We start from the raw sequence: 1,500 nt of genomic DNA, 5'->3' as shown, positions 1-1,500 counted from the left end.
AGGGGCCTGGCCCGCGCTATGAGCAGACATCGAATGTCTACCGCACCTTCCTGCCGCAGGCGGTGCTCGCCTATCTGCCGCGCTGGATGCGGCCGGCCCCCGTGCCGGTCGACGAAATTCAGCGCCAGGCGGAGCGCGTCGACGAGCATCAGGCGATGTTGTCGCGCCTCGGGTGTAGGGATCTCGCCTTGGAGGTGGCGGGCGGTCCGCTGGGGCAGGCACTCGCAAAACTGGGTGCCGCAATCGACCGCCGGGAGCGTGAGTTTCAAAACGGTTCGAAAATACCAACAGATTCTTTATCGGGGTCATCACGAAATTTACTTCCGAACCTACGCTAATGTCTGAGCTCCGAACTACGCGGTTGCTTCAGGCTCGATCGGCAAGAATATTACAGAGACAAACAGATGAATATATAACAGCTCAGTCGTCGACGCTTCGCGAACAACGACATAGCAAAAGCGGGTTTCTTCAGTGAAAACCGAGCGCTGATCAAAGAGGGCGAGGGCCGCAACGGGGCCGCCCGCCTCACGTGCTTCCGCGCGGCTACACCGTCCGGTACGCTCAAACACCTCGCGCGCACTGCCGACCAACCGCTTTTCTCTGCGCTCAGTCCTTGGCTTCGTAAAACATCGGATTGCGCATCCAGTCATTGACCGCAGACTCCCGCCAACCGGCGCAGCGAGCTGCGATGCGGATTTGCCTTGGGAACGTGCCCGCCTCTATCTTTCGGTACAGCGTTGCCCGGCTGAGGCCGGTTCGGTCGAGCACGGTGTTAAGGCGGAGAATGCGGTCGGGGCTATCGGTGATCATGGCACGATCCTGGTTCGCGGGTGATCGGTGTGGCGGGCTACGATCAGGATTGAGATGGCGTGGGCGCAGGACAAGGGGGGCGGAGCCGAACTGCACCGGGCTGCACCAGACAGGCCCGAACAGCCCCCAAAAAGTCAGGGAGCATTACGGTCTGTGGCGTCCCGCGCTGACGCACGGTCGAGCACGATGGCGCTGTGCGCCACCGAGTCGCCTTTGGCGTCACGGCCGCAGGGCGGTTATGATCTCTGACGAGGATCGATCGCGCGTGATCGATCGCGCGTGATCGATCGGAGCCGGGCGGGGTCGCCCGGCCTGCGGTCATCGCGCTTTGGGCGCGATGGCGTTTGTGCCTCCGGCACGCGATCTGGCGGGGGAGCGTCGCTGTCCCTTAGGCCCGTCGCGGCAGGCCGCAACTCAGGCTGTGCCTGAGTGCTCCATTACATTGCGCCCCGTTCGGGTGCGGCCTGCCTCTGCCGCCGGGCCTGCCGGTCCGCTCCTGCCGCTCCCCCGCCATTCCGGCGCCGGGTACGGTGTTTGAAGGAGTGAGGATCATGAAACTCAAGCATATCGACATCGCCAACCTGTCGGGGGCACCTCAAGGTTTGTGGCACGGACAGCGGTAAGCTGAACAGGTGGCGAACAGGGCGGCTCAGGCCACCTTGGCTCCGGGTCCGCCGGCGATGTTGAGTG

Annotated in this window: 1 protein-coding gene and 1 pseudogene; one reads left to right on the top strand and one right to left on the bottom strand. The window is 63.5% G+C overall.

The annotated features are described in order from the left end of the window. Positions 1-338 (top strand): annotated as a pseudogene (locus ACEK02_RS15635) (hypothetical protein); the annotation flags it as partial. A gap of 268 nt (positions 339-606) precedes the next feature. Here ACEK02_RS15635 and ACEK02_RS15630 read toward each other — a convergent pair. Then, positions 607-810, bottom strand: coding sequence for a helix-turn-helix transcriptional regulator (locus ACEK02_RS15630; RefSeq protein ID WP_371422535.1), 204 nt, complete (start codon positions 808-810; stop codon positions 607-609). Positions 811-1,500 lie beyond the last annotated feature (690 nt).

The sequence above is a fragment of the Tardiphaga sp. genome (genome assembly GCF_041424195.1).
Lineage (GTDB): Bacteria > Pseudomonadota > Alphaproteobacteria > Rhizobiales > Xanthobacteraceae > Tardiphaga.
This window is presented reverse-complemented; position numbering and strand designations above follow the sequence as displayed.